We start from the raw sequence: 25,175 nt of genomic DNA on the forward strand, positions 1-25,175 counted from the left end.
TGGGTGCCCCCAGGAGGCGGCGCGGCTGGGCGGCGCCGCCTCCTGAGGCTGCCGGTCAGCGGGTCTCGGCCGGGTCGTTGTCCTGTTCCGGGCCGTCGCCGTTGTCGTCAGTGGCGGGGCCGATCCGGAGCTCGAAGTCACCGTCGTGGTGCTCGTGGCCGGCGATGACGGCCTTCTCCAGGACCTCCGTGCCGTGCTCGCCGCGCACGATCAGCGGGTCGTGGCGCAGGTCCCGCATCAGGGAGACGCACATGCCGATCATGACGAGGGTGAACGGTGCGGCGACCAGGATCGTGAGGTTGCGCAGACCGGTCAGCGCGTCGTCCGAGCCGTCGCCGATCAGCAGCATGACCGCGGCTACGGCGCCTGTCACGATGCCCCAGAAGATGACGACGAACCGGCCGGGTTCGAGGGCGCCCTTCTGGGAGAGCGTGCCCATCACGATGGACGCGGCGTCGGCTCCGGAGACGAAGAAGATGCCGACGAGGATCATCACGAGGAGGCTGGTCACGGTGGCGATCGGATACTCGTTGAGCAGGCCGAAGAGCTGCGCCTCCTGCGACATGTCGCCCTTGAGCCCGCCGCGCTCGGAGACGGTCATGGCGCTGCCGCCGAACACCGCGAACCAGATGAGGCTGACGGTGCTGGGCACCAGCATGACGCCGCCGACGAACTGACGGACCGTACGGCCGCGGCTGATGCGCGCGATGAACATGCCGACGAAGGGCGTCCAGGAGATCCACCAGGCCCAGTAGAAGACCGTCCAGCTGCTCAGCCAGTCCGCCACGCCCTTGCCGCTGGAGGCCTCGGTGCGGCCGATGAGCTGCGGCAGGTCGTTGAGGTAGGCGCCGATCGACGTGGGCACCATGTCGAGGATGATGACCGTCGGGCCCGCGATGAAGACGAAGAGGACGAGGAGCCCGGCAAGCACCATGTTGATGTTGGAGAGCCACTGCACGCCCTTCTCCACACCGGAGACGGCGGACGCCACGAACGCCAGGGACAGCACGGCGATGATCACGACGAGCAGGCCGGTGCCCGCGGTCTCCATCCAGTCGAGCTCTTCCATGCCGCTGCCGATCTGCAGGGCGCCGAGGCCCAGCGAGGCGGCGGAGCCGAAGAGCGTGGCGAAGATGGCGAGGATGTCGATGACCCGGCCCCAGGCGCCGCGGGCGTGCTTCTTGCCGATGAGCGGCTCGAAGACGGCGCTGATGGTCTGGCGCCGGTTGCGGCGGAAGGTGCTGTAGGCGATGGCGAGGCCCACGACCGCGTAGATCGCCCACGGGTGGAGCGTCCAGTGGAAGAGGGTGGTGGCCATAGCGGTCTCCATCGCCGCGGGCGCGTCCGCCGGGTCGGTGCCCGGCGGTGGCGTGGTGAAGTGGGCCAGGGGTTCGCTGACCCCGTAGAACATCAGGCCGATGCCCATACCGGCGCTGAACATCATGGCGACCCACGAGATGGTGCGGAACTCCGGGTCCTCGCCCTCACGGCCGAGCGTGATCTTCCCGTACCGGCTGACCGCCAGCCAGAGCGCGAAGACCACGAATCCGGTGGCGGTCAGCATGAAGAACCAACCGCCGTTGTGCATCAGACCGTTGAGCATGTCCGTGGAGACATTCTCGAGCGAGTCCGTGGAGACCGCGCCCCAGATCACGAACGCGAGGGTGAGTACGGCTGTGACGCCGAAGACCACCCGGTCCGTCTGTGGGGAACGGCCGCCGGAGGCGGGCGCCATGATCTCCTGCGACCCTCCTCCGTCGTCCGCTTTATGCTGATCCTGCGTCACAAGTGACACCTTTCAAGGGGTCGATTGGGTCGAGACTTTGTTCTCCGCTACCCCCTACCACATGTGACGCACCTCTCACCTTCTCAACAGACCATGTCGGGTCGACCTGTGACCATGTGATACGGCGCACGTTCGTCGAGCAGCAGCGGTACGAGGGCCCGTGCCGATTGCAGCAGCGGGACGTACGCGCCGGACTTGAGGCGCTTCACGGTGACGCCGTGCAGGGCCAGTTCGTCCTTGATGTCGGTGTACTGGGCGGCGTTCAGGCGGTAGCCGCAGGGCGGGTTCTGGATCGTCTCGGACGGCTCGGCGGGGTCGTTGTCGGCGCCGCCGACGTAGACAGGGCCGCGGTCGCGGTAGCCCTCCGCGCGGGCCGCGCCGGTGGCCGCCTCCAGCTGCCGGCGGCGTTCGTCCGTGTAGTCGAACAGGCCGCCGAGCGCCGAGCGCTGGGAGGTGACGCGGCGCCGGTTGTTCAGCGCCTCGTCCTTCTTCTCGGCCTCGGTGAGGGCGTCGACGCGGCTCTCTATCAGCAGGCCCGCGGCGTGCTTGATGCCGGACATGTTGCGCAGGATGCGCTCCTGGCCGTCGCCCGCGACCTGCTTGATCGGCTCACCGGTGACGGGGTCGGTCCAGATGCCGTACGTGCCGGTGGTGTAGCCGTCGTGCTCGGCCGCCGGTCGCACATACGCCTTCGACAGGGTCTGCGCCTCGCCGTGCACGGCCTCGTCGGTGTTGAGGTTGCGCGGCCAGAGGTCGAACAGGTCCTTGTCGTAGTACTTGGGGGTGGCGCCATACTCGTGCAGGTCGTAGATGACGTCCGGCTTGTGGTCGCGGATGACGGCGGCCATGGCGCGGGCCTCAGCGGTCTGCAAGGAGAGGTGGTCTCGGTTGATGTCGACGCCGTCGGAGTTGCCGCGGGTGTCGGCGGCGCGACCGTCCGGGTTGGCGGTGGGCACGACGAGGAGCGTGGTGCGGGAGAGGAAACGTTTGGTCTTCTTGTCCTTCGCGTAGGCGAGGTCGCGGATCGTGGAGAGGCATGCCTCGCGGCCCGAGGGCTCGTCGCCGTGCTGGCTGCAGATCAGCAACACGGTGTTCTTCGTCTGCCGTTCGCCGATGCGGACCAGCTGAACAGGGCGGTCCTGCTTGGTGGTGCCTATTCGGGCGACCGAGACTCTCTTCGCGGACCTGTCCACGGTGGCGAGCAGGTCCTGTTCCTCGGGCTGGCTGGTCCAGCGCGCGCCGTTCGTCTCCTCGAATCCGGTACGGGGCGGGGTCGGCGTCGCCTGTGCGGGCGCCGTCAGGAGCGGTGCGGCGAGCGCGGTGGCGGCACAGGCGAGCGCCAGGGTGCGGATGCGCGGTGTCATGAAGTGGTGCCTCCGGGGATGGGGGTGAGCTGACGCGGCGGGGCCACGCCGTCGAGACGGGAGTCGGCGGGCGGGACGGGTGCGGAGGTGGTGAACGCGCCGAGGCCACCGACCAGCGGGAGTTTCGCCGACGTACGGGCCAGGTCGAGGGTGAGCGTCGGGGTATCGGCGGGAGGTTCGATCAGGTTCTTGTCGGTGCCCGCGACGATCAGCGCGAGCCGGTGCCCCTTCGGCACGACGTGGTCGGTCGCGGCGAGGTCGAGGGTGATGGTGTGCGGCTTGCCCGGGGTGAGGGGGCGGCCGCGCCGGGCGTCGGCCCAGTTGCCGAGGTCGGCCCAGCCACGGCTGAAGATGGTGTAGTCGACGTCGGCGGATTTCGCGCGCGTCTCCTTGAAGCAGGAGCTGTCACCCGTGGTGCTCGCGCCCCAGCAGGTGCGTTCGGGGAGGGTGGTGATGCCCTCGCCCGCCGCGGCGTAGTCGCGGATGGTGTCGGGTCCGAGGTCGACGAGGACCGCTGAGAGGTGGGCGGTGCGGGTCGTCGGGGTCGCGGTGACGGTCACCTTGGAGGAGCCGGACAGGCGCAGGTCGCGCGCGAGGGGCTTGCTGACGAAGCCGGCCTTGCCGGGTGTCGATGTGTCGATCCGGGCGGCCCAGTCGGTCTCGCTCAGGGCCGGGTCGTCGGTGAAGGTCTCGGTGCCCTTGCCGGGGCGGGTGCCGAGGGTGCCGACGCCGGGTGCAGCGCCCTTGGCGGGGCGGAGCTTGACGGCGTGCGTGGAGCGCGGGGGCCAGACGCGGTCGGTGCTCCAGCGGTCCGGGGCGCGCTCGATGTCGGCCATCGGTTCGCGGTCGACGCCGTTGTCGTAGCCGAGGAGTTCGTGGTCGAACCAGCGGTGCAGCGTGCGCACCCAGTCGGCGCGGCGGAAGTCGAACGGGTCGACGTGGCCGGTCTGGCTGAGCCAGATCTTGCGGTCGACGCCGTTCTCCGCGAGCGCGTCCCACCACTGGCCGAAGTGCTTGGTGCGGACGTTGAGGTCCTGCATGCCGTGGACGACGAAGACGCTGGCGCGCACCTTGTCGGCGTCCGGGACGTGGTTGCGCTCGCTCCACAGCCTGGTCCAGTCGCCGGTGCGGGGCGCCCCGTCGATCAGCCGCTGCTGCACGGCGCCGCAGCGGGCGCGGGCCTCGGGGCTCTCCACGTAGTCCGAGAGCCACTCGGGGCCGCCGTCGTAGAGGGGGGCGCCCTTGGCGAAGTAGTAGTCGTACCAGGAGGAGATGGCGCCGATCGGCACGATGGTCTTGAGCCCCGGCACTCCGGTGGCGGCCACGCCCTGCGCGACGGTTCCGTCGTAGCTCTTGCCGATCATTCCGGTGGCGCCGTTGGACCAGGACGCGTTCGTGCGCTCCTTCCCGGTGCGGGTGGTGTAGCCGCGGGCGCGGCCGTTCAGCCAGTCGACGACGGCCTTGGCCGACTGGACGTCGGAGCGGCCGCCTACGTCGACGCAGCCGTCGGAGCGGTTGGTGCCGGCGAGGTCGACGGCGACATAGCCGTAGCCCCGGGGCACGAAGTAGTTGTCGTAGTACAGCGGGAAGCGGACGGGGTTCCCGTTCTCGTCGTACGTCTTCTTCTGGCTCTCGTTGCCTCGTCCGCAGCAGGCGTAGTACGGACTCGCGTCCATGATCACGGGTATGCGGCGGCCCGTGCGGTCGAGTTCACGGGGTCTGACGATGTCGACGGCGACGCGGTCGGTCCTGCCGTCCGCGTCGCCGTCGATCCTGGTGTCGACCCATACGGATTCGCGTATCGCGTCCTCGTACGAGTACACGGGTCTGCTCTCGCCCGGTGTGCGCGGGGCCGGACCGGCCCCCTGCGCCGCGCCCGGGGACATGAGGGTGGCCATCAGGGCGGCCAGGGCCGCCGTCAGCAGCGTTCTCCACAGGACGCGGGTGCGTCGCGCACGTATCGGCATGGCGCGGAAGGTACACCGGTGAACTCCCGTGCGACAGGGGGCCGCACGCGGCAATGACAGGTGCGTGGGACATCCAGGCACATGTCGGCCGAATGGCGATCGTGTGACGTCCGGGGCCATGGACATGACGGGTACGGGCGGGGCTGAATAGGCTTCACGACCAAGACGAACAGATGTTTTGCCCCTACGACTTGGAGCTCTTGTGCACCGCAGACTCATCGCCCCGGGCGCGCTCGCGGCCTCTCTTCTGCTGGCGATCCCGGCATCGGCCGCGGACTTCTCGCCCGGGGCGCCGGGCATCGGCGACCCCTACTACCCGGCGAGCGGCAACGGCGGATACGACGTCTCGCACTACGACCTGCGGCTGAAGTACCAGCCCAAGACGGACCTTCTCGAAGGCACGGCGACGCTCAACGCCCGCACCACGCAGGACCTCTCGCGCTTCAACCTCGACTTCGGGCTCAAGGTCTCCGAGGTGCGGGTCAACGGCAAGAAGGCGAAGTTCAAGAAGACCGGCGACCAGGAGCTGGAGATCACGCCGCCGGCCGGGCTGCCCAAGGGCACGCCGATCACGGTCGTCGTACGGTACGCGGGCAAGCCGTCCGAGCTGAAGATCAACGGCTACACGGCCTGGCACCGGACGCCGGACGGCGGTGTCGCGGCGCAGGAGCCGGAGGCCGCCGTGTGGTGGTTCCCCTCCAACGACCACCCGCTGGACAAGGCCACGTACGACGTGTCCGTCTCCGTGCCCGACGGCACTCAGGCGATCTCCAACGGCGTGCTCCAGTCGCAGAGTTCGCGCCTCGGCTGGACCCGCTACAACTGGCGGTCGAACAAGCCGCAGGCCAGCTACCTCGCGACGCTCGCGGTCGGCAAGTTCGACATCACGACCGACAAGACCGAGAGCGGTCTGCCCGTCCTCAACGCGTACAGCAAGGATCTGGGCGACAACGCCGGTGCGGCGCGGGCGAGCATCGAGCGGACCACCGAGATCACCGAGTGGCTCGAGACGGTCTTCGGGAAGTACCCCTTCAACGCGCTCGGCGGGTACGTGCCGAACGTGAAGAGCAGTTACGCCCTGGAGACCCAGACCCGGCCCTTCTACAGCCCCGCCGCGTTCGCGAACGGCTCCAACGCGTCGATCGTCGTCCACGAGATCGCCCACCAGTGGTACGGCGACAGCGTCTCCGTCGACGGCTGGAAGGACATCTGGGTCAACGAGGGCTTCGCCCGCTACAGCCAGTGGCTGTGGTCGGAGAAGGAGGGCGAGGGCACCGCGCAGGAGCTGGCGGACTACGTGTACTCCCTGCGCCCCGCGGACGACCCGTTCTGGAAGGTCAAGCCGGGCGACCCGGGCCCCGACAACCAGTTCCACGGCGCGGTCTACGACCGGGGCGCGCTGGCTCTGCAGGCGCTGCGCAACGAGATCGGCGACGACGCGTTCTTCGCGATCCTGAAGGGGTGGCCGCAGAAGCACGCCTACGGCAACGCCAAGGTCGGCGACTTCGTGAAGTACGCCGAGAAGATCTCCGGCAAGCCGCTCGCCGAGCTGTTCGACACCTGGCTCTACCAGCCGTCGCGCCCGGACGCCCCCGCCGTGCGGGAGGCCGGGATCGCCCGCTCGAAGGCCGCGCCGGTCAAGCCGAAGTCGTGGAAGGAGATCGCCGCGACGAACGGGGTGCACGACCACGGACACGGCCAGGAGCACGCGAAGAACAACAAGCACGACAAGCACGACAAGCACGACAAGCACGAGCACGGTCACTGACGACCGGGTGCGCCGCGCCGTCCGGGCCTACCGTCCGGCGGCGCGGTGCCGTGCGCGGGCCCGCCGGGCCACGGGCAGGTAGTGCAGCCGCTCCGGCAGGAGCGGCACCACCGTGCGGACCACCCGGCCGAACCGGCGCAGCCTGCGCTCCTGCGCGGCGGTCCACGGCAGGCCGATCGCCTCGCGGGCGTCCGGCGGCATCAGGCCGATCGTGACGAAGCGGCGGAAGCGGGCCAGCGGGGGCAGCAGTACGGGCCACAGGGCGCGCAGCAGCAGGCGTACGGGGAGCGGGCCGCGGTCCGGCGGCGGTACGGGCTGCCCGGTGGCGGTCAGTTCCGCGGCGACCGGGGTCAGTTCGAGCTCGTCGGCGAGGACCTTGCGGTAGTAGGGCCAGAACTCCTCCAGCGTCTGCGGCATGTCCCGGTCGTGGAGGCCGAGGACGCGCCCGACCCGGAGCCACTCCGCGTACAGCTGTCGTTCCTGCGCCTCGGTGAAGGGGCGGCCGAGGTACTGCTGCGCGTGCCGGTAGACGGGGAAGCCGGTGGCGTGGACCCACGCGTAGTTCGCGGGAGTCAGCGCGTGGTAGCGGCGGCCCCGCGTGTCCGTGCCCTGGATGGTGCGGTGCAGCACGCGCAGCCTGCGGCCCTCCGCGGCGGCCTCGTCCCCGCCGTACACCCACAGCAGGACCGAGCGCACCGAGTGCTCGCCCCTCCCCCACGGGTCGGTGCGGAACACCGAGTGCTCGTCGACGCCCGCGCCGACCGCCGGGTGTGCCACCTGCATGGTGAGCGCGGGCGGCAGCATGAGGAACATGCGGATGTCGCCCGCGATGCTCCAGAGGATGCCGCCGGGCGGGGGCGGTTCCGGGTCGCGGCCGGCGGCTGGGTGGTTCATGTGACGTGCTCCTCGGCCGTGCCCCGGTGCGTGCGTGTTCCAGCATGCGACCGCGGGCGTGGTGGCCGTCAGCGCGCCAGGGCGTACGCCTCCAGGATGACGTCGAGGACCGCGTCGGGTTCCCGCACGGTCGGGAAGTGGTCGCTGTGTGCGAGGCGCACCAGGCGGCAGCCCGGGATGCGTCGCGCCATCGTCTCGTTCACGCGGACCACCGCGGGCTGGTCGAGCTCGCCGAGGGCCAGGACGCACGGGACGTCGAGCTCGCCGAGCCGGTCGTAGGCGGGCGGGTCGGGCACGTTGTGCGGGTGGTTGGCGAACCAGGCCGGGATCACCGCCCTGATGTGCGCCTCGACCTCGGGGTCGTCCTTCCCGGTGCCCGCGGCGCCCGAGGTGCGCCGCAGGAGGGCCACGATGCCGTCCAGGTCGTGCGCCTCGGCGAGGCGGCCCATCTCGGCCATGAACTCCGCCGGGACGAGTTCGTCGTCGGCTCCGGTGACGCCCGGGACCACCAGGGCGAGGCTCGCCACCCGTGCGGGGTCGCGGAGCGCGAGGCTGATGGCCGTCGCGCCGCCCATGCTCGATCCGGCCAGGGCCGCGCGGGCGATCCCGTAGTGGTCGAGGACGGCGATCAGGTCCTCGACCAGTGAGTACGAGGTGGTCGGGGCCGGCGACCTGCCGTACCCCCGCGCGTCGTAGCGGATCACCCGGTGCCGCTCCGTGAGGCGCGGCAGGATGCCGTCCCAGATGCGGGAGTCGCCGACTCCCGGATGCACCAGGACCAGGGGGAGGCCTTCGCCGCCCGTGCCGCTCGGGTCACCCGAGTCGTGCGACCACAGTTCGCCGTCCTTGACCGACACCATGACGTCCATGTCCCCGAGTCTCCGGTCGTGGGGACCGGGCCACCAGTGGGGGCGGCGGACGAGGGCGTGAATGCGTAGGCCTAGCGACCGGAACCCGTCGGATCGGTCCATGGATCGGTCCATGGATCGGTCCGCGCGTCCGTGGGCGGGGCGGCGCCGGGTGGGGTGGGCGGCTCTGGGGACGGGCCGGTGAGCGGGGCGGCCGCGATACGGCTCGCCACCTCGGACGCCCACTCGGAGATCTGGCGGCGCAGTTCGGCCTCCGCCTCGGCGCGCTCCGCCTCCTCCCTGGCCTGCCCGGTGGCGAGGGGTCCGTCCTCTTCCCAGAGGCCGTCCTCTTCCCACGGGCCGTCCGCACCAACCTCGGAGAGCAACAGCCCCGGCCTCCCCCGCGGGCTGCCGGGAGACGGCACCTCCGCGAGCACCAGGCCCCGTCCGCCCAGGGCCCGTCCGCCCAGCGGCCGGAAGCGCACGGCGAAGAGGCAGAGCGCGAAGAAGCAGAGCGCGAGGAGGCCGAGGAGCAGGAGGCAGAGGGCGAGAAGGCCGAGGGTGCGGAGGGTGCCGAGCTGCACGGAGATGAGCTGCATGCCGGAGCTCTACCCGCTCATCCGTGCGCAACAACGCACACATGCGGGGCAGTTGACCGACCGGGCCAGACCACCGCCCACACGCCCCTCCAGCGACGCCTCAGCCCCCGAAGCCGTCCGCCATCACGCCTCGCAGCCGCCCGCCGGCACGCCCCGAAGCCGTCCACCGCCACACCCCGGAGCCGTCCGCCGCCACGCCCCGAAGCCGTCCACCGTCACGCCCCGCAGTCGCCCGCCGCACACCCGAAGCCGCCCGCCGTCACACCCCGAAGTCGTACACCGCCACGCCCCGAAGCCGCCCGCCGTCACACCCCGCAGCCATCCGCCATCACACCCCGAAGCCGTACACCGCCCGCACCCCGAAGCCGTACACCATCACGCCCCGCAGCCGTCCACCGCCCGCACCCCGAAGCCGTACACCCTCACGCCCCGAAGTCGTACACCGTCACGGCGATCCCGCGCGCCACCAGGCGCTCGGCTATCAGCGGCTCGATCCGGGACCACTTGCCTCCGGCGAGCCCGCAGCCGATGCGCGGCATGTGCACGGAGGCGCCGAGTTCCTCGGCCTTGGCGGCCAGGGCGGCCAGGGCGGTGTCGATCGCTTCGTACCGCACAGGGACGCCCTTGCTGCCCGTGCGCATGCCCCGCTGCCCCACCATGTTGGCCACCCAGATGCCCCGGCCGACGTCGACGAACTGGACGGCGCCGAGACCGAAGTCGTTCTTGGCGCGCTGTCTGTGCCAGGCGCGGTACGCCTTCTCCGGCTCGGGCCAGCGGCGCGACAGCGCGAGCACGAAGCCCTTCCCCCAGCCCCCGAGGTCGTTGCAGACGTGGGCGATCAGCTTGACGCCCTTGCCGAACGGCGCGGTGGCGTCACCCCGGACATACGTGATCTCCGACATGACGCCACCGTACGGGCCGCCACTGACAGTGGCCGCTGTGCTGCTATCGGTCCTGCGGCACCGTGAGGCCCTGCGCCTCGCGCTCCACCCGGCGCCGGACGCCGAACCAGCCCACGACCAGGGCCGCGCCCACGACCGGGATGAGGAACAGCGTCTTGCGGCCGACCTCTGCGTCCTTCCACATCAGGCCGAGGACGGCGAGCAGGAACGCGATCGTCACGTACTCGGTGACACCGCTGAAGGGCAGCCGGAAGTGCGGCCGGGTGATCTCGCCGCGCTTCGCGCTGCGCACGAAGGCCAGGTGGCAGACCATGATCGTGATCCAGGTGCCGATGATGCCGAGCGAGGCCACGTTCAGGACGATCTCGAAGGCCTTGCCCGGAACCACCTTGTTGAGGCCGACGCCGACGACGCCGAGGGAGGCGGTGAGAAGGATGCCGCCGTAGGGAACCTGGTTGCGGTTCATCTTCGCCGTGAACCTCGGGGCGGAGCCCGCCATCGCCATCGAGCGCAGGATGCGGCCGGTGGAGTAGAGACCGGAGTTGAGCGAGGACATGGCCGCGGTGAGGACCACGAAGTTCATCACGTCGCCGGCGGCCGGCACACCGATCTTGGAGAGGACCGTCACGAACGGGCTCTGGTCGGCCGAGTACATGACGCCCGGCAGCAGCAGCGCGAGCAGGACCACGGAACCGACGTAGAAGACGCCCACGCGCCACATGATCGAGTTCACCGCGCGCGGGACGATCTTGTGCGGCTCGGCGGTCTCGCCCGCCGCGACGCCGACCAGCTCCAGCGAGGCGTACGCGAAGACGACGCCCTGCATCACGATCACGACCGGCATCAGACCGTTCGGCATGAGGCCGCCGTGGTCGGTGATCATGTTGAGGCCGGGCGTCTCGCCGCCCACCTTGTGCTGGCTGGCCAGCAGCCAGATGCCAATGATCATGAAGGCGCTCAGCGCGGCCACCTTGATGATCGAGAACCAGAACTCCATCTCGCCGAAGTACTTCACCGAGACGAGGTTCACCGCCAGCACGACCGCGAGGGCGATCAGCGCGAGCACCCACTGGGGTATGTCGGTGAAGAAGCTCCAGTAGTGCGTGTAGAGCGCGATCGCCGTGATGTCGGCGATGCAGGTGGTCGACCAGTTCAGGAAGTACATCCAACCGGCGAAGAAGGCGCCCTTCTCGCCGAGGAACTCACGCGCGTACGAGACGAACGAACCGGACGAGGGCCGGTAGAGGACCATCTCGCCGAGCGCCCTGACGACGAAGAACGCGAAGATGCCGCACACGAGGTACGCGAGGGCGAGCGCGGGGCCCGCCGAGTGGAGGCGGCCGCCCGCCCCCAGGAAGAGGCCGGTGCCGATCGCTCCACCGATCGCGATCATGTTGACGTGACGGGCCTTGAGGTCCTTGCTGTATCCGGCGTCGCCCGCGTCCGCGGGGGCCTGGTTCGCATCGGTGCGGGATGCGTCCAGGGCGGCCGAATCTACGGCTTCCTTGCTCACGTGGTGGATCTACTCTCTGGTGCCCGGAAGAGCTCCGGGGTCCGGATGTGCTCCGGCCCGCGACACCCCTGACGCGCGCGAACCGACGGGACACCTTCCCCCAGAGATCGCCTTCCACGCGGTGGCACACGTCACATAGCGGCACTTCTCACATGCTGGTCAGGGGGTGTACAGACCGTCGATGACCTGCATGTACTTGTCACGGATCACCCGGCGGCGCAGCTTCAGGGACGGCGTCAGCTCACCCGTCTCGGGTCCCCATTCCTCGGCGAGCAGCCTGTAGCGCTTGATCTGTTCCGTGCGGTTCAGGCGCGCGTTGGCGGCCTGAACCGCGCGGGCCACCTCTGCCAGCACGGCCTCGTGGGTGACCAGGTCCCCCTCGATCCCGCGGGCGGCGGCCCAGGCGGGTGCCATCTCCGGGTCGAGGACGAGCAGCGCCACCAGGTAGGAGCGGCCGTCTCCGTGGACGAGGGCCTGCCCGATCAGCGGGTGCTCCTTGAGCGTGCTCTCGACGAGGGCGGGCGAGACGTTCTTGCCCGTCGAGGTCACGATCATTTCCTTCTTGCGGTCGGTGAGCCAGAGGTAGCCGTCCTCGTCGAGGCGCCCGATGTCCCCGGTGGCGAACCATCCGTCCGCGTCCCTGGCGTCGTCGAGCCCGCCGTCGGGACGCAGATAGCCGTCGAAGACCGTCGCCCCGCGCACGAGGATCTCGCCGTCGTCGGCGATGCGTACGCCGAGCCCTTCGAGGGGCCGCCCCACCGATCCGAGGCGGAACCCGTCGGGAGTGTTCGTCGTGACCACGCCGGAGGTCTCGGTGAGCCCCCAGGCGTCCATGATCACGAGGCCGAAGCCGGCCCAGAACCGGGTCACGTCCGGCGGCATCGGCGCGGAGGCGCTCGCGGTCCACACCAGCCGGTCGAATCCGGCCAGGGCGAGCAGCGGGTCGAGGACGTCCAGCCTGGCCCGCTCGTACGCGGCTCGCAGCTCTTTCGACGGCTCCTCCCCGCGCTCCCGGCAGGCGACGTGTGCGCGTGCCGTCTCGTTCGCCGCCTCGATGGCGCGGCGCTGCTCCTCGGGCAGTCCGGCGAGCGCGGCCCGCACGGACGCGGCCAGCTTCTCCCACACGCGCGGCACGCCGAAGAACTGGAAGGGATGCAGCTCGCGCGCGGTGGCGGCCACGTGCGTGGGGTCGGCGCACAGGTAGACGTGGGCGGCGCGCAGCACCGGCAGGTAGATGCCGAGCAGCCGCTCGGCGATGTGGGCGAAGGGCAGGTAGCAGATGTGCCCGACGTGGTCGGGGAAGTCGATGACGCCGTCCAGGGCGATGCCGCCCAGGAGCACGTTGCGGTGGGTGAGGCGGACGCCCTTGGGGTCGCCGGTGGTGCCCGAGGTGTAGACGACGGTGAGCGCGTCGGTCGGCCGGTTCTCGCGCCATGCCTTCTCGAACGCGTCCGGGTCGAAGAGGCGGCTGCCGGTGGCGTGCAGGGAGCCGTACGTGCGGTGCTCGCCCGCCTCGGCCGCCTCCACGACGACGAGGCGCTCCAGCGGGGCGGTGTCGTCGGTCAGGAGGGGCTCCCACCGCGGCAGTTCGCGGGCGCCCTCGACGATCGCGAAGCGGGCCCTGCTGTGCCGGACGATGTGCGCGACCTGCTCGGGGGCCGAGGTGCCGTACACGGTGACGGGGACGGCGCCGAGGTGCACCAGGGCGAGGTCGCTCAGCCAGTGCTCGGGACGGTTCCCCATCATCATCAGGACGTGTTCGCCGCGCTCGACACCGAGTGCGGCGTAACCGGCGGCCAGGGCGGCGACCTTGCGCCGTGCCTCGCGCCAGGTGAGCGTCGACCACTCCTCCCCCACGCGCCAGGAGAGCGCGGGAAGTTCGCCGTGGTCCTCGGCGTTGCGGAGCAGCAGGGCGGGGAGCGTGATGTCGGCAGGGTTCCCGGGGAGTCGCAGGATCGTGGTCATGACCGCCTCCTGGTGCCATCGGTTGGGCCGGAGGGTTTCACAACACTGGTGTGCCAGCAATACTGTTGCACCGGATTGACGCACGAAGCGGGGAGACGTCCCCCGAGCCGACCGGGGAGGGATGGCGCCGCCATGGCAACCGACATCGAGGCCGTCACGACCGGGGCCGAGGAGCCGACGCTCACGGTCGACGAACTCGCCGCGCGCGCGGGTGTCACGGTCCGCACCATCCGCTTCTACAGCACCAAGGGGCTGCTGCCGCCTCCGGTGATCGGGCCGCGTCGCGTGGGTCACTACGGCCAGGAGCACCTGTCCCGGCTCGCGCTCATCGAGGAGTTGCAGCACCAGGGCATGACGCTCGCCGCGATCGAGCGGTATCTGGAGCAGTTGCCCGCCGACCTGAACGCGCACGATCTGGCCATCCACCGTGCCGTGGTGGCCTCCTGGGCGCCCGACTCGGCGGAGGACGCCCCGCACGCCGAGCTGGAGCGCAGGGCGGGCCGCCCGCTCGGCGACGAGGACCTGGACCGGCTCGCGGCGATGGGCGTGATCGCCCGGACCCCGGCCCCGGGGACCTACCGCGTGGACCTGGGACTGCTGCGCCTGGGGGTGCAGCTCCTGGACGTGCCCATCGCGCACGAGACGATCCTGGCGGCGCGCACGGTCCTGATGGAGCACACCCGCGAGGCCGCGCACGAGTTGTCCCGGCTCTTCCGTGACGAGGTCCGGGGGCCCTGCCGCGAGCGCGGGTCGGACCCCGAGCACGTGGCGGCGATGCGGTCGCTCTCCGCCCACATGCAGCCGATGGTGGTGCAGGCGCTGGTGACCGCGTTCCAGCGCTCCCTCAAGGAGGAGCTGCGGGAGTGGCTCAAGGAAGGCTGAGCGCCCCTCTGGAGGGCTGACCGCCCCCCTGCCCCTACGGCACCGTGATGTGGCCGCGGTGCCCTTGCACTTGGCTCCCGGGTCCTTGCACACGGAGGGCGCCTTGGCGCGGCTGTGCGCGCCGCACAGCGGCCACCCTTCGCTTGTCGTGATCATGCTCTACGGCAGGACACGACGCACGGAAGGAGCCGCCGGTGCCGCCGCCGAACAGGCGGAACCGGCGGCTCCCGCGACATCAGCCGTCGCTGAACTTCTCCCCCTTCTCCGCCTTCTCGACGAGCAGCGCGGGCGGCGCGAACCGCTCTCCGTAGCGCTCGGCGAGCTCACGCGCGCGGGCTACGAAGCCGGGCAGGCCGCCTTCGTAGCCGTTGATGTACTGCAGTACGCCGCCCGTCCACCCGGGGAAGCCGATGCCGAGGATGGAACCGATGTTGGCGTCGGCGACCGACGTCAGGACGCCCTCCTCCACCAGGCGTACGGTGTCGAGCGCTTCGGAGAAGAGCATCCGCTCTTGCATGTCCCTGAAGGGGATCTCGTACCCCGGCTTGGTGAAGTGCTCGCGCAGGCCCGGCCAGAGACGGTCGCGCTTGCCGTCCACGTAGTCGTAGAAGCCCGCTCCGCCGCTCCTTCCGGGGCGCCCGAACTCGTCGACCATCCGGTCGATGACGGTGTCCGAGGGGTGAGTGGCCCAGGTGCCGCCCGCCTCCTCGACGGCCCGCCGGGTCTCGTTGCGGATCTTGCGGGGCAGGGTGAGGGTCAGCTCGTCCATGAGGGAGAGGACCTTCGCCGGATACCCGGCCTGGGCCGCCGCCTGCTCGACGGAGGCCGGCTCGACGCCCTCGCCGACCATCGCGACGCCTTCGTTGATGAAGTGCCCGATGACGCGCGAGGTGAAGAAGCCGCGCGAGTCGTTGACGACGATCGGCGTCTTGTTGATCTGGCGTACGAGGTCGAAGGCGCGGGCCAGCGCCTCGGCGCCGGTGCGCTCGCCCTTGATGATCTCGACGAGCGGCATCTTGTCGACGGGCGAGAAGAAGTGCAGACCGATGAAGTCGACGGGGCGCGAGACGCCCTCCGCCAGCGTGGTGATCGGCAGGGTGGAGGTGTTGGAGCAGAGCAGCGCGTCCGGCTCGACGACGTCCTGGATCTCCTGGAACACCTTGTGCTTGAGCGAGGTGTCCTCGAAGACCGCCTCGATCACGGCGTCACAGCCCGCGAGGGCCTGCGGGTCCGCGGTCGGCGTGATGCGGGCGAGCAGCGCGTCCGCCTTCTCCTGGGTCGTACGGCCCCGCTGGACGGCCTTGGCGCAGAGCTTCTCTGAGTAGCCCTTGCCCCTCTGCGCCGCCTCGGCCGACACGTCCTTGAGGACGACCTCGATGCCCGCGCGTGCGCACGAGTACGCGATGCCCGCGCCCATCATCCCGGCGCCGAGCACCGCGACCTTGCGGACCTGGCGCGGTTCGACGTCCTTCGGGCGGTTGGCGCCGGAGTTGACGGCCTGGAGGTCGAAGAAGAACGCCTGGATCATGTTCTTGGCGACCTGGCCCGTGACCAGCTCGGTGAAGTACCGGGCCTCGATGGTCAGCGCGGTCTCGAAATCGACCTGGGAGCCCTCGACGGCCGCGGCGAGGATGTTGCGCGGGGCCGGGTAGTTGGCGCCCGCCGTCTGCTTCTTGAGGTTGGCGGGGAACGCCGGCAGGTTCGCCGCGAACTTCGGGTGGGCCGGGGTGCCGCCCGGGATGCGGTAACCGGGCTTGTCCCAGGGCTGCTGCGACTCGGGGTTGGCGTCGATGAAGGCGCGGGCCTTCTCGATCATCTCCTCGGGGGTGGCCGCCAGTTCATGGACGAGGGCGTTCTCCAGGGCGCGCTTCGGGTTGTACTGGGTGCCCTGGAGCAGCACCTTCAGGAGTGCGTCGGTGATGCCCATGAGGCGCACGGTGCGGGTGACGCCGCCGCCGGCCGGGAGCAGGCCGAGGGTGACCTCGGGCAGGCCGATCTTGGAGCCGGGGGCGTCGAGGGCGACGCGGTGGTGGGAGGCGAGGGCGATCTCGTACCCGCCGCCGAGCGCCGCGCCGTTGATGGCGGCGACGACGGGCTTGCCGAGGGTCTCGATGCGGCGCAGCGAGTTCTTGATGGCGTTGCCCGTCTCGAACGCCTGCTGCGCGTTCTCCGGACCGACCTTGATCATGTCCTTGAGGTCGCCGCCCGCGAAGAAGGTCTTCTTGGCGGAGGTGTAGATGAACCCGCGGATGGCATCCTTGTCGGCCTGGACGGCGGCCTCCGCGCGGTCGGCGATCGCCGCGATGGAGTCCTTGAACGCCTGGTTCATGGTGTTCGCGGACTGGTTGGGGTCGTCGAGGACGAGGGTGACGACACCGGTGTCGTCCTGCTCCCAGCGGATGGTCGTGCTTGTGGTCATGTTCGTTTCTCCGTGAAGTCTGATGAGGGGGGCGGAATCCGGGGAGGGCGGCGGGGACCATGGCCGTCCGACCACCGGCGGGGGCTGGTCGCGCCTTCAGGGGCGCGGGGAACTGCGGGAGCAACCACGGCGCACCCGCGGTGGGCGACGCACCCCGAGCCCCAACGGCGCGTAGCCCTAGAGCCGTTCCACGATCGTGGCGATGCCCATCCCGCCGCCCACGCACAACGTGGCCAATCCGTACCGGAGATCCCGCCGCTCCAGCTCATCCACCAGCGTCCCGAGGATCATCGCGCCGGTCGCCCCAAGCGGGTGACCGAGCGCGATCGCACCACCGTTGACGTTGACCTTGTCCAGCGACAGCCCCATGTCCTTGACGAAGCGCAGCACGACCGCCGCGAACGCCTCGTTGATCTCGACGAGGTCGATGTCGTCGATGGTGAGGCCCGCCTTGGCGAGCGCCTTGCGCGTCGCGGGCGCGGGCCCGGTCAGCATGATCAGCGGCTCGGAGCCGGAGACAGCCGCGGAGACGATCCGCGCGCGCGGGGTGAGGCCGTAGCGCTCACCGACCTCCTTCGTGCCGACGGCGACGAGTGAGGCGCCGTCGACGATTCCGGAGGAGTTGCCCGCGTGGTGGACGTGGTCGATCTGCTCGATCCAGTGGTACTTCTGCAGCGCGACCGCGTCGAAGCCGCCCAGGTCGCCGATGTCCTTGAAGGACGGCTTCAGCTTGGCGAGGGAGTCGGCGGTGGTGCCGGGGCGCATGTGCTCGTCGTGGTCGAGGACGACGAGGCCGTTGCGGTCCTTCACGGGCACGACGGACTTCCCGAAGCGGCCGTCCTTCCAGGCCGCGGCCGCGCGCTCCTGGGAGAGGGCCGCGTACTCGTCGACATCGCGCCGCGAGAAGCCCTCGACGGTGGCGATGAGGTCGGCGCCGATGCCCTGCGGCGCGAAGCCGGTCTCGAAGTTGGTCATCGGGTCGTTGAACCAGGCGCCGCCGTCGGAGGCCATCGGGACGCGTGACATGGACTCGACGCCGCCCGCGAGCACCAGGTCCTCCCAGCCCGAACGGACCTTCATCGCGGCGAGATTGACGGCCTCGAGACCCGAGGCACAGAAGCGGTTCTCCTGGACGCCGGCGACCGTGTCGGGCAGCCCCGCGGCGATGGCGGCGATCCGCGCGATGTCGGAGCCCTGGTCGCCGACCGGGCCCACCACGCCGAGGACGATGTCGTCGATGGCGGCCGGGTCGAGGCCGGGGAACCGCGCCTGCAGCTCGTGGATCAGGCCGACGACGAGGTCGATCGGCTTGGTGCCGTGCAGGGCGCCGCCGGCCTTGCCGCGTCCGCGCGGGGTGCGGATCGCGTCGTATACGTACGCTTCGGTGGTCACGCGTGAGCCTTTCGGGAATGTCCGGGAGGTGAGGATGAGGGTCAGCCGAGGAGCGAGCGACCGATGATCTCCTTCATGATCTCGGTCGTGCCGCCGTAGATGGTCTGGATGCGTCCGTCGGTGAAGGCCTTGGCCACGCGGTACTCGGTCATGTAGCCGTAGCCGCCGTGCAGTTGCAGGCAGCGGTCGGCGACGCGCTTCTGCAGCTCGGTGGCCCACCACTTCGCCATCGACGCGTGCACGGCGTCGAGTTCCCCGTTCGAGTGATCGACGATGCACCGGTCGAGGAACGTGCGGGTGACGGCGCACTCCGTGGCCATCTCCGCTATCTCGAAGCGGATGTGCTGGAGCTTGGCCAGCGGCCGTCCGAACGCCTCGCGCTCCTTCACGTACGTCGTGGTGATGTCCAGGAGGTGCTCGGCGGCGGCGATCCCGGCGACGGCGATGCCCATGCGCTCCTGCGCGAGGTTCGTCATCAGGTGGATGAAGGCGCCGTTGAGCTCGCCGAGCAGGTTCTCCTTGGGGACGCGTACGTCGTTGAAGAAGAGCTCGGCGGTGTCCTGGGCCTTCTGGCCGATCTTGTCGAGGTTGCGGCCCCGCTCGAAGCCCTCCATGCCGCGCTCGACGACAAGGAGGGACAGGCCGTGGGCGCCCCCCTCGGGGGCCGTCTTGGCGACGACGATGACGAGGTCGGCGAGGATGCCGTTCGAGATGAACGTCTTGGAACCGTTGAGCACCCAGTGGTCGCCCCGGTCCTCGGCGCTCGTGCGGACGCCCTGGAGGTCGGAGCCCGCGCCGGGCTCGGTCATCGCGATGGCCGTGATGATCTCGCCGCTGCAGAAGCCGGGCAGCCATCGCCGCTTCTGCTCCTCGGTGGCGAGCGAGGTCAGGTAGGGGCCGATGATGTCGTTGTGGAGGCCGAGCGCGAGTCCGGCGGCGCCCTCGCGGGTGAACTCCTCGGCGAGGACCGCGGAGTAGCGGAAGTCGGCGTTCCCGCCGCCGCCGTACTCCTCCGGGACGGCGAGGCCGAGCAGCCCCTGTTTGCCGGCGGCGAGCCAGGCGTCGCGGGAGACGATGCCGTCCTTCTCCCACTGCTCGTAGTGAGGCAGCACCTCCTTGGCGAGGAAGGTGCGGACGGTCTCGCGGAACGCCTCGTGTTCCGCGGAGAAGATCTGTCGCTTCACGTACGGCCTCCTAGAGCCAGCCCTTGACGGTTTCGATCGACTTGGCCGGCTCGGGGCCGACGGGAATGACGTTGAGCATGGTGACGCCCGCCGCCCGGAAGGCCTCGACGCGCTCGCGCACGTAACCCGCGGGCCCGCACAGCGACATGAGCTCGCAGAACTCGTCCGGGACGGCGGCCTCGGCCTCCTTCTTCTTCCCTGACAGGTAGAGCTCCTGGATGCGTGCGGCCTCCTTCTCGTAGCCGTACGCGACCGCGAGGTCGTTGTAGAAGTTCTTCCCCTTGGCGCCCATGCCGCCTACGTAGAGGGCGATCTGGGGGCGGGCGAGGTCCCGTACGGCCGCCGCGTCGTCACCGATGGCCAGCAGTCCCCCGGCGACGGTCTCCAGCGGTCCGAGGGCCGGATCACGCTTCTCCTTGCCGTCGGCGAGCGCGGCACCCCACACCTGGTGGGCCTTCTCCGGAATGAAGAGAGTGGGCAGCCAGCCGTCGGCGATCTCGGCGGTCATACGGACGTTGGCGGGCCCCAGGGAGGCGACGTACAGCGGGACTTCGGGGCGCACCGGCCTGGTGAGGATCTTCAGGGGCTTGCCGAGCCTGCCGCCCTTCTCCGGAGGGAGCGGCATGTCCGTGATCCCGTGGTGGTCGATGACCTCGCGGCGCAGGATGCGGCGGGTCAGCTCGATGGTCTCGCGGGTGCGGCCGAGCGGCTTGTCGTACGCCTTGCCGTGCCAGCCCTCGACGACCTGCGGGCCCGAGGCGCCGAGCCCGATGATCGCGCGCCCGCCGGAGACCGCGTCGAGTCCGGCGGCGGTCTGGGCGATCAGGGCGGGGGTGCGGGAGTAGACGTTGAGGATGGCGGCGCCGATCTTCATGCGTTCCGTGCGCGCCGCCAGGTAGCCCATGATCGTGGGCGAGTCGAAGCCGTACGCCTCCGCGACCCACACCGCGTCCAGGCCCGCGGACTCCAGGGCGGCGACGGCGTCGGCCGCCTCGCGCGGGTCGCCCGCGTAGGCGAGAGGTGAGGACAGCTCCATCAGTCGTCTTCCTTCTCTGTCTGCTCTGTCTGCTCTGTCGCGAGGGCCGGTATGTCCCAGTCGTGGGCCACTTCGGCGGTATCGGCGCCGGGCTGCGCGGGGCCGGTGCGGATCTGCGTCGGGGTCGCGGAGAAGCGGGGCGCGGGGGCGGGCTGGGTGATGCCACCGTGGTCGACGAACGTGCCGCGCGCGGCGAGGTGCGGGTGGGCGGGGGCCTCGCGCAGGGACAGCACGGGCGCCACGCACGCGTCGGACTCCTCGAAGACGGCCGTCCATTCGTCGCGCGTACGTTCCCTGAAGCGGGCGGCGATCGCCTCACGCAACTCGTCCCAGCGGGCCAGGTCCTTGCGGGCGGGTGCCACGTCGGCGAGGCCGAGCAGGGTGATGAACTCGTCGTAGAACTGCTGCTCCAGGGAGCCGACCGCCATGTAGCCGCCGTCCGCGGTCTCGTAGGTGCCGTAGAAGGGGCAGCCGCCGTCGAGGAGGTTGGCGCCTCGCCGGTCCTGCCAGCCGCCGGCGGCGAGCATGCCGTGGATCATCGCGGAGAGGTGGGCCGCGCCGTCGACGATCGCGGCGTCCACGACCTGTCCGGCGCCGTGCACGCGCGCGTGGTTCAGCGCCGCGAGGATGCCGACGACGAGGTAGAGCGAACCGCCCGCGTAGTCACCCACGAGGTTCGCGGGGATCGCGGGTGGCTCGTCGGGGTTGCCGATCATGCCGAGGGTGCCGGTGATGGCGATGTACGCGATGTCGTGCCCGGCGCGTCGGGCGAGCGGCCCTTCCTGGCCCCAGCCGGTCATTCGGCCGTAGACCAGCCTCGGATTGCGGGCGTGGCAGGCTTCGGGACCGACGCCGAGACGCTCGGCCACACCGGGGCGGTAGCCCTCGATGAGGACGTCGGCGCGCTCGACCAGGTCGAGGACGCGGTCCGCGCCGTCATCGGCCTTGAGGTCGATGACGACGGAGCGCTTGTTGCGGTTGGTCACGTCGTACTCAGGGTTGATCGCGAGGCCGCCACCGCGCGGGCGGTCGACGCGCACGACGTCGGCGCCGAGATCGGCCAGCAGCATGGCGGCGAACGGGCCGGGCCCGATGCCCGCCAGTTCCACCACGCGTACTCCGGCGAGCGGTCCGTGAACGCCCTTGCCCGGCACTGCCATTGAGCCCCCAGCGCTATGACACAGCTATGACACAACTGATGTAACACCAGTGATGCTAAGAACGTGTTCCACCGTGCACAAGCCCCTGGCGAGCAAGCGCTTAGCCAATTTCGGGCCGCCGCCGGACTCCGGGCGCGCGGCGCCTAGCCTGAAGGCATGGATTCCGTACTGGTCAGCGCGTGCCTGCGGGGAGTGCCGTGCCGCTACGACGGCCGCGACAAGGCCTCACCCGAACTCGACGAGGCGGTGGCGGGCCGCACGGTCGTGTCGTTCTGCCCCGAGGCCGCGGGCGGCCTGCCGACGCCGCGCCGCCCCGCCGAGCTCGTCGGCGGCGACGGACACGACGTCCTGGACGGCACCGCGCGGGTGGTCGAGGACACCGGGCGCGACGTGACGGCCCAGTTCGTGGACGGCGCGAGGCGCGCGCTGGCGGCCGCGCGGCACGCCGGGTGCACGGAGGCGCTGCTGATGCCGCGCAGCCCCTCGTGCGGCCGCGGCGCGGTCCACGACGGATCGTTCGGCGGGGAGCTGGTGGCCGGCGACGGAGTCACCGCGGCCCTGTTCGAGCGGAACGGCATCGTGGTGCGGTCCGCGCCGGGGGTGTAGGCGCGCCCGCCGGACGCGCACGCTAGCCTCGGCCACCCACGACCGCACGGGGGCGTACAGCGGAGAGGTGCCATGACCAGTCAGCACGGCGCGAGCGCCGGGAACGACGAGACCGGCGCGAAGACGGATCGCGCGTACGACATCGTGCTCTTCGGAGCGACCGGCTTCGTGGGGGTGCTCACCGCGGAGTACCTCGCCGCGCACGCCCCGGAAGGGCTGCGGTGGGCGATCGCGGGACGCGACACCGGAAAACTGGAACGGCTGCGGGAACGGCTGGCCTCGATCGACCCGGCGTGCGCCGAACTCCCGCTGGTGCGTGCCGATGTGGGCGACGCCGGCTCGCTGCGCGAGATGGCCGACCACGCGCGCGTGGTCGCCACGACCGTGGGCCCCTACCTGACGTACGGACAGGAACTGGTCGCCGCGTGCGCGGAGGCGGGCACGGACTACGTGGACCTCACGGGTGAGCCGGAGTTCGTCGACCTCATGTACGTGAAGCACGACACCCGCGCGCGGGAGACCGGCGCGCGCCTCGTGCACGCCTGCGGCTTCGACTCGATCCCGCACGACCTGGGGGCGTACTTCACCGTGCGGCAGCTGCCCGAGGGAGTGCCGCTGCGGGTCGACGGTTTCGTACGGACCAACGGGCAGTTCTCCGGCGGCACCTTCGCCTCCGCGCTCAACCAGTTCGGCCGCGGCCGGCAGATGCTGGCCGCCGCCAAGGACCGGCGGCGCCGCGAACCCCGTCTGACGGACCGCAAGGCGTACGCGCCGCCGAGCGCGCCGAGGTACGCGGGCGAGGTCGGCGCGTGGGCGCTGCCCCTGCCGACGATCGACCCGCAGGTGGTGCAGCGTTCGGCGCGTGCCCTGGAGCGGTACGGTCCCGACTTCCGCTACCGGCACTACGCGGCCGTGCGGACGCTGCCCATGGCCCTCGGCGGCACCGTCGCCCTCGGCGGTCTGGTGGCGGCCGCCCAGCTTCCGCCCGCGCGACGGTGGCTGTCGGGCCGGCTGAAGCCCGGCGACGGGCCGAGCCAGGAGCGGCGGGACAGGACGTGGTTCTCGGTGCGGTTCGTCGGCGAGGGCGGCGGCAAGCGCGTCTACACCGAGGTCTCGGGCGGAGACCCAGGATACGACGAGACGGCCAGGATGCTGGCCGAGTCGGCGCTGTGCCTCGCGCTGGACACCCTGCCGCCGACGTCGGGGCAGGTGACCACGGCCGTGGCGATGGGCGACGCGCTGCTCGCGCGGCTTCAGGCGTCGGGGCTCTCGTTCCGGGTCGCCTCGGTCCGGTAGGTCCGGTAGGTCCGGTAGGTCCGGTAGGACGCCGGGCGCGCCGGTACGGCGTACGGAGATGCCCCGCACGTTCCCGTGCGGGGCATCCACCGGAGATCAGACCACCGGTACCGGGTAGGTCGGGTACTCGACTCCGGAGACGTACTGGACGACCCGGATGACCTGGCACGAGTAGCCGAACTCGTTGTCGTACCACAGGTAGAGGATCGCGCTGTCGCCGTCGACCTTGGTGGCGCCGGCGTCGACGATCGAGGCGTGGCGCGAGCCGACGAAGTCCATGGAGACGGCGTCGGGAGCGGTCGTGAAGTCGATCTGGCGCTTCAGCGGCGAGTTCAGCGAGACGTCGCGGAGGTGTTCGAGGACCTCTTCGCGGGTGGTCTCACGGCCCAGGCGCAGGCTCAGGATGGCGATCGAGACGTCCGGGACGGGGACGCGGATCGAGCTGCCGGTGATGGGCGCCTTGAGGTCGGGCAGCGCCTTGGCGACGGCGGAGGCGGCGCCGGTCTCGGTGATGACCATGTTCAGCGGCGCGGAGCGGCCGCGGCGGTCGGCCTTGTGGAAGTTGTCCAGGAGGTTCTGGTCGTTGGTGAACGAGTGGACGGTCTCCACATGGCCGCGCAGCACGCCGTACTCGTCGGCCATGGCCTTCAGGGGCGGGACGATCGCGTTCGTGGTGCAGGAGGCGCAGGACAGGATCTGCTCGTCCGGCTTGATCGTGTCGTGGTTGACGCCGTGCACGATGTTCGGGACGTCGCCCTTGCCCGGGGCGGTCAGGACGACCTTGTCGATACCGGGGCGCAGGTGCTGGGAGAGGCCCTCGCGGTCGCGCCACTTGCCGGTGTTGTCGATGAGGATGGCGTCCTTGATGCCGTACGCCGTGTAGTCGACCTCGGAGGGGTCGTTGGCGTAGATCACCTTGATCTCGTTGCCGTTGGCGACGATCGTGCTGTTCGCCTCGTCGACGGTGATCGTGCCCTGGAACTGGCCGTGGATGGAGTCGCGGCGCAGCAGCGAGGCGCGCTTCACGAGATCCTCGGCGGCCCGTCCCCCGCCCCCGCGGACCACGACGGCACGCAGCCGCAGGCCGTTGCCCGAGCCGGACTTCTCGATGAGCAGGCGGGCGACGAGGCGGCCGATGCGGCCGAAGCCGTAGAGGACGACGTCGCGGCCCTCGCGGCACTCGATCTTGTTGTCGCCCGTGGCACCGGCGACGGCCTCGGCGGTGAACTCCTCGACGCTCAGACCGCGGTCGTCGGCCCGGTACGTCGCGGCGAGCATGCCGATGTCGATCTGCGAAGGGCCGAGGTCGAGCGTGGTGAGAGCCCGCAGGAACGGCAGCGTCTCGGTGACCGAGAGCTCCTCGCCGGCGATCTGCCGGGCGAATCGGTGGGTCTTCAGAATGCTGACCACCGACTTGTTCACCAAGGAGCGGCTGTGCAGCAGGACCGTCACGTCCCGCTCGCGGTGCAGCTTCCCGATGATCGGGATCATCGACTCCGCGATCTCCTCGCGGTTCTTCCAATTGGTGAACGAGTCGTCATTGACAGTCACAGGAGTATCTTTCGAGCTAGGCGGCGCTCATATGCTAACCCGC

Annotated in this window: 19 protein-coding genes; 4 read left to right on the forward strand and 15 right to left on the reverse strand. The window is 70.5% G+C overall.

From position 1 onward, the window contains the following. Positions 1-55 precede the first annotated feature (55 nt). From AB0N81_RS13850 to AB0N81_RS13860, 3 genes are all read right to left on the reverse strand, one after another. Positions 56-1,735, reverse strand: coding sequence for a BCCT family transporter (locus tag AB0N81_RS13850; protein ID WP_365358104.1), 1,680 nt, complete (start codon positions 1,733-1,735; stop codon positions 56-58). 134 nt (positions 1,736-1,869) lie between these two features. Beyond that, a complete protein-coding gene (locus tag AB0N81_RS13855; protein ID WP_365358015.1) occupies positions 1,870-3,150 on the reverse strand; it encodes a M14 family metallocarboxypeptidase in 1,281 nt (426 codons plus the stop codon). Continuing rightward, entirely contained in the window at positions 3,147-5,117 is a 1,971-nt protein-coding gene (locus AB0N81_RS13860; RefSeq protein ID WP_365358016.1) for a Xaa-Pro dipeptidyl-peptidase, read from the reverse strand. Before AB0N81_RS13860 ends, AB0N81_RS13855 begins: the two co-directional genes overlap by 4 nt. A 202-nt stretch (positions 5,118-5,319) precedes the next feature. Here AB0N81_RS13860 and AB0N81_RS13865 point away from each other — a divergent pair, with 202 nt between their 5' ends. Continuing rightward, entirely contained in the window at positions 5,320-6,885 is a 1,566-nt protein-coding gene (locus AB0N81_RS13865) for a M1 family metallopeptidase (RefSeq protein ID WP_365358017.1), read from the forward strand. Between the two features lie 27 nt (positions 6,886-6,912). Here AB0N81_RS13865 and AB0N81_RS13870 read toward each other — a convergent pair whose 3' ends face one another. From AB0N81_RS13870 to AB0N81_RS13895, 6 genes are all read right to left on the reverse strand, one after another. Further along, positions 6,913-7,779, reverse strand: coding sequence for an oxygenase MpaB family protein (locus AB0N81_RS13870; protein WP_365358018.1), 867 nt, complete (start codon positions 7,777-7,779; stop codon positions 6,913-6,915). Between the two features lie 68 nt (positions 7,780-7,847). Continuing rightward, positions 7,848-8,648 (reverse strand): alpha/beta fold hydrolase, encoded by an 801-nt coding sequence (locus AB0N81_RS13875; protein ID WP_365358019.1) that lies wholly within the window; start codon positions 8,646-8,648, stop codon positions 7,848-7,850. A gap of 71 nt (positions 8,649-8,719) precedes the next feature. Then, positions 8,720-9,226 carry a hypothetical protein gene (locus tag AB0N81_RS13880; RefSeq protein WP_365358020.1) on the reverse strand — a complete coding sequence of 169 codons (507 nt, stop codon included), beginning with the start codon at positions 9,224-9,226 and terminating at the stop codon, positions 8,720-8,722. A gap of 422 nt (positions 9,227-9,648) precedes the next feature. Beyond that, entirely contained in the window at positions 9,649-10,128 is a 480-nt protein-coding gene (locus tag AB0N81_RS13885) for a macro domain-containing protein (protein WP_365358021.1), read from the reverse strand. 43 nt (positions 10,129-10,171) lie between these two features. Beyond that, positions 10,172-11,641 carry an amino acid permease gene (locus AB0N81_RS13890; RefSeq protein WP_365358022.1) on the reverse strand — a complete coding sequence of 490 codons (1,470 nt, stop codon included), beginning with the start codon at positions 11,639-11,641 and terminating at the stop codon, positions 10,172-10,174. A gap of 159 nt (positions 11,642-11,800) precedes the next feature. Next, positions 11,801-13,606, reverse strand: a complete 1,806-nt coding sequence (locus tag AB0N81_RS13895) for an AMP-dependent synthetase/ligase (RefSeq protein WP_365358023.1) — start codon at positions 13,604-13,606, stop codon at positions 11,801-11,803. A gap of 132 nt (positions 13,607-13,738) precedes the next feature. Here AB0N81_RS13895 and AB0N81_RS13900 point away from each other — a divergent pair, with 132 nt between their 5' ends. Continuing rightward, the gene (locus AB0N81_RS13900) at positions 13,739-14,488 is read left to right on the forward strand and encodes a MerR family transcriptional regulator (protein WP_365358024.1); all 750 of its coding nucleotides are present in this window, start codon (positions 13,739-13,741) and stop codon (positions 14,486-14,488) included. Positions 14,489-14,723: 235 nt separating this feature from the next. Here AB0N81_RS13900 and AB0N81_RS13905 read toward each other — a convergent pair whose 3' ends face one another. The 5 genes from AB0N81_RS13905 to AB0N81_RS13925 form a co-directional block, all read right to left on the reverse strand. Continuing rightward, positions 14,724-16,907, reverse strand: coding sequence for a 3-hydroxyacyl-CoA dehydrogenase NAD-binding domain-containing protein (locus AB0N81_RS13905; protein WP_365358025.1), 2,184 nt, complete (start codon positions 16,905-16,907; stop codon positions 14,724-14,726). Between the two features lie 177 nt (positions 16,908-17,084). Then, entirely contained in the window at positions 17,085-18,299 is a 1,215-nt protein-coding gene (locus AB0N81_RS13910; protein ID WP_365358026.1) for an acetyl-CoA C-acetyltransferase, read from the reverse strand. 41 nt (positions 18,300-18,340) lie between these two features. Further along, complete coding sequence (locus AB0N81_RS13915) at positions 18,341-19,483, reverse strand: acyl-CoA dehydrogenase family protein (protein WP_365358027.1); 1,143 nt, start codon at positions 19,481-19,483, stop codon at positions 18,341-18,343. A gap of 10 nt (positions 19,484-19,493) precedes the next feature. Continuing rightward, positions 19,494-20,519 carry an LLM class F420-dependent oxidoreductase gene (locus AB0N81_RS13920; RefSeq protein WP_365358028.1) on the reverse strand — a complete coding sequence of 342 codons (1,026 nt, stop codon included), beginning with the start codon at positions 20,517-20,519 and terminating at the stop codon, positions 19,494-19,496. After that, complete coding sequence (locus tag AB0N81_RS13925) at positions 20,519-21,679, reverse strand: CaiB/BaiF CoA-transferase family protein (RefSeq protein WP_365358029.1); 1,161 nt, start codon at positions 21,677-21,679, stop codon at positions 20,519-20,521. The genes AB0N81_RS13920 and AB0N81_RS13925 overlap by 1 nt, the downstream gene beginning before the upstream one ends. Positions 21,680-21,835: 156 nt before the next feature. On the opposite strand from AB0N81_RS13925, the gene AB0N81_RS13930 reads away from it, so the two are divergent. Beyond that, positions 21,836-22,285 carry a DUF523 domain-containing protein gene (locus AB0N81_RS13930; RefSeq protein WP_365358030.1) on the forward strand — a complete coding sequence of 150 codons (450 nt, stop codon included), beginning with the start codon at positions 21,836-21,838 and terminating at the stop codon, positions 22,283-22,285. 72 nt (positions 22,286-22,357) lie between these two features. Then, a complete protein-coding gene (locus tag AB0N81_RS13935; RefSeq protein ID WP_365358031.1) occupies positions 22,358-23,581 on the forward strand; it encodes a saccharopine dehydrogenase NADP-binding domain-containing protein in 1,224 nt (407 codons plus the stop codon). Between the two features lie 96 nt (positions 23,582-23,677). Here AB0N81_RS13935 and AB0N81_RS13940 read toward each other — a convergent pair whose 3' ends face one another. Continuing rightward, a complete protein-coding gene (locus tag AB0N81_RS13940; RefSeq protein ID WP_365358032.1) occupies positions 23,678-25,132 on the reverse strand; it encodes a glyceraldehyde-3-phosphate dehydrogenase in 1,455 nt (484 codons plus the stop codon). Positions 25,133-25,175: the final 43 nt, after the last annotated feature.

The organism is Streptomyces sp. NPDC093510 (genome assembly GCF_040683555.1).
Classification (GTDB): Bacteria; Actinomycetota; Actinomycetes; order Streptomycetales; family Streptomycetaceae; genus Streptomyces.